The following is a 2,913-nucleotide window of genomic DNA, read 5'->3' as shown; positions in this document are numbered from 1 at the left end:
TCTTGTTTTGTCGAACTCTTCGCCAGAATTAAAAGTCATTAGTTCTTCTTTTGGTGTATCAATATAGCCTAAAAGATAGCTAGGAGAGACTGAGTAATAATTAGCGAGCTTTTTTAAGTTATTATCTTTAGGCTTGGAGTAACCATTCTCATAATTTGAAATAGTAGGCTTTTTTATCCCTGTCTCAAAAGCCATTTTTTCCATTGTAGCGCCTTTTTGTTTTCGCAATTCTTTAAGTCTAGCTGCAGTTAAATTTTCCATTGGTTAGCTCCTTTATTATAATTCTAAACTATTTTAGTCGAATAATAAACAGTTTTTTGTATTTTTTTTTAATATTTTTGTATTTAACTGTTGTATTTGTATTTAATACGTGTTAAAATAATTTTGTATTAAAAATAAATACTTACAAAGGAGGAAATTATCATGATTACAGTTACGCAAGAACAAGCCAAAGCAATAAGACGAAAACAAGCAGACTTAAGTCTAAATATAGAGCAGACTGCTAAGGCAATAGGTATCACTTACATTACTTATAAGCGTATTATCAAGGGCAATTACAATACAAAACAATCTGTTTATGACAAGGTAATGAAGTGGTTTATGGCAGGATATTGATTACTAAAAATTACAACAAAAAAAGTCCTCACCAACCAAAGTAGAGACTTTTTAAACTATTAGTAATGCAAGCCTTACAGGGCTTTGCTTACTCTATTATATCAAAAGTAGAGGATACACACAAATGAACAATACAATAGACGTATTACTTCCCACTCACGGCATACAGGCTGGCTCACAGGCACAGTTTAACCATGCTACTCATAAATGGACGGTATGGACTAAACAGGGGCTAGAGCGTTCATATAATGACGTGGTCGCATTCGCTAGATTTATGACAAGAGGTTAAGGACATGATAAATAAAACACTAAAAATTCACGATCTAAAACAAACCATTATCATTACAACCGATAAGAAAAAAATGATGGTTAATAAATGCGGTCTACCATTAAATTTAAAAGTGCCGAAAGGTTACATTACTAATAAACAAGCCAAACGAGATAGTAAAGCTAGCTATGGTCACAGTGTTTGTGACAGTCTTTTCTTAAGCGCTTATGAAAGAGCCAGCAATAGTGATATGAACTCAGGTCACTCAGTTTTAGTTGGAATAGAGTTATATTGGTCAGGATATGCTAGAGGTATCAGAGAGCAACGACAAACCCAGCGAGATAAAAAAGTAACTGCCTTTGATTTGATAGGAGCTGACGATATTCACGCACTATCTGAAGAACTGGGGATAAACCCAGATAATATGACAAATGCAGTGATGGAGATAATTACTAAGCGTAAGATTGGCGGTGTTGCATGATAACTAGATATACATTTAAGGATTTACGTATCATCAATCATTTAACTATTGATGAACTGTCACAGAAAACAGGTATAAAGCCTGATGATTTAGTATTGACAGAACTGGACAGTAGGGAAGTTGAGTGGTGCGATATTGTGACACTATCACGATTTTACAAAATAAATGCCAACTATATCTATATCGGAAAGCAGTCAGATTTTAGCGATAAGTATATAACTGAATTATTGGATAGTGATTTATTTCATGCTATGCCCTTGTCAAAGCGTATTGACGTAGTCGAGCTTTTAGAACTTGAAAAACGTTTAAGTTTGCCTAATCTAAGTTTATATAGCACTATCTTGCAATTAGAGGGCGAGGTAATCAATGACAGAATTTGACCCATTAACCACGCTTACCAGCCGTTTACTTGCTGAGGATATCATTAAGCGTGTGAATGACTATGAAGCCATACAGGCTAAGTTAAAGGCCACCATGCGTGTGCTACCGTATATATCTAAACAGCAAGCAATGGACGAGTTAGACATATCAGACGGTACTTTATCTAACTTTGAAAAACATGGATTAAAGCGGTATAAGCCTAAGTATAAGACATCATTAATCTATTACTTGATTGATGATATATGCCAATTTGTCGTGTTGGATAATTAAAAGGGGTGTAAGATGACTAAATTTAATCAAGCGAGGGCTAAACAAAGGGCTGATAAGGTTCAGGATGAGTTATTTGCGGACACTATGGATATGATTTCCCGTGAAAGAGCCTCAATAAAATTACTTGACGGTAAAAAGGGTATTGCTGTACAAAGTGCTAACCATGCTATAAAGCTAGTTAATGAGCAATTAGAGCGAGAGTATGACAACATGATGAAAAATACCACATCACAGGAAATGATGACGTTGCATGAGGGCATTAAAACACTGATACACGGTTGGCAGCACTCAAATGAAATTGATACAGAATTAGCCAAGGCATTACATGGCCCACAAAACTTTTCAGATTATCAAGATTATATCAAGCATCTTGTGACACTATCGAGACTTGAAACCACGGTTAAAGTATTGGGGACATTTAAACCATAAATAAAATAGAAACTTGTCAGGCAAGGCAATCGAGGTATGAGAAATGAAACTTAAAGATTTACAGGTATTAGACCAAAATATTATTAAGGCACTGTCTAGCCATAAGGGCATTGATCGCGCTATACAAGGCAAAATGTTGGCTCAGTCTTTGAAAATCGACTTACGGACGTTACAGAGCCGTATTGAGGGCTTGCAAAAGAAACATTGTGCTATCGGCTCAATTGATGGTCTTGGCTACTTTATCCCACAAAATGAAGAAGAACGCAGGGCGGGGATCATCAAGAAACAACGCTCAGGTATCACGATTAATAACGCGGTAAATGGCTATACTTTGGCCAGTCTTGATTGGATAGATCAGCTAGTTGAGGGGTAGAGCTATGACACCAAAGAAACAAGCCTTATTTTGTATCAGTCAAGGTATTCATGTTATCGCAGGTTATCCAGCAGGCAAGAGCGAACGGGCTATTTT

8 protein-coding genes are annotated in these 2,913 nt (G+C 36.0%); 7 read left to right on the top strand and 1 reads right to left on the bottom strand.

The features are described from left to right. The coding region (locus RU86_RS11615; RefSeq protein ID WP_143468133.1) for a helix-turn-helix domain-containing protein at positions 1-261 on the bottom strand (261 nt) is incomplete at its 3' end. 162 nt (positions 262-423) lie between these two features. On the opposite strand from RU86_RS11615, the gene RU86_RS11610 reads away from it, so the two are divergent. From RU86_RS11610 to RU86_RS11585, 7 genes are all read left to right on the top strand, one after another. After that, positions 424-615, top strand: coding sequence for a helix-turn-helix domain-containing protein (locus RU86_RS11610; RefSeq protein ID WP_096815430.1), 192 nt, complete (start codon positions 424-426; stop codon positions 613-615). 124 nt (positions 616-739) lie between these two features. Continuing rightward, complete coding sequence (locus RU86_RS12180) at positions 740-904, top strand: hypothetical protein (protein ID WP_179296284.1); 165 nt, start codon at positions 740-742, stop codon at positions 902-904. A 4-nt stretch (positions 905-908) separates the two neighbouring features. Continuing rightward, the gene (locus tag RU86_RS11605; protein WP_096815429.1) at positions 909-1,364 is read left to right on the top strand and encodes a hypothetical protein; all 456 of its coding nucleotides are present in this window, start codon (positions 909-911) and stop codon (positions 1,362-1,364) included. Continuing rightward, positions 1,361-1,744 (top strand): helix-turn-helix domain-containing protein, encoded by a 384-nt coding sequence (locus RU86_RS11600; protein WP_096815428.1) that lies wholly within the window; start codon positions 1,361-1,363, stop codon positions 1,742-1,744. The genes RU86_RS11605 and RU86_RS11600 overlap by 4 nt, the downstream gene beginning before the upstream one ends. After that, complete coding sequence (locus RU86_RS11595) at positions 1,731-2,015, top strand: hypothetical protein (RefSeq protein WP_096815427.1); 285 nt, start codon at positions 1,731-1,733, stop codon at positions 2,013-2,015. Before RU86_RS11600 ends, RU86_RS11595 begins: the two co-directional genes overlap by 14 nt. A 12-nt stretch (positions 2,016-2,027) precedes the next feature. Then, positions 2,028-2,444 carry a hypothetical protein gene (locus RU86_RS11590; protein ID WP_096815426.1) on the top strand — a complete coding sequence of 139 codons (417 nt, stop codon included), beginning with the start codon at positions 2,028-2,030 and terminating at the stop codon, positions 2,442-2,444. A 43-nt stretch (positions 2,445-2,487) separates the two neighbouring features. Further along, on the top strand, positions 2,488-2,817 hold the full coding sequence (locus tag RU86_RS11585) for a hypothetical protein (RefSeq protein ID WP_096815425.1): 330 nt from the start codon (positions 2,488-2,490) through the stop codon (positions 2,815-2,817). Positions 2,818-2,913 lie beyond the last annotated feature (96 nt).

Origin of the sequence: Pseudolactococcus piscium, assembly GCF_002441695.1 — a bacterium.
GTDB lineage: Bacteria > Bacillota > Bacilli > Lactobacillales > Streptococcaceae > Pseudolactococcus > Pseudolactococcus piscium.
The sequence above is the reverse complement of the archived record's forward strand: the minus strand, read 5'-3'. Positions and strand labels throughout refer to the sequence as shown.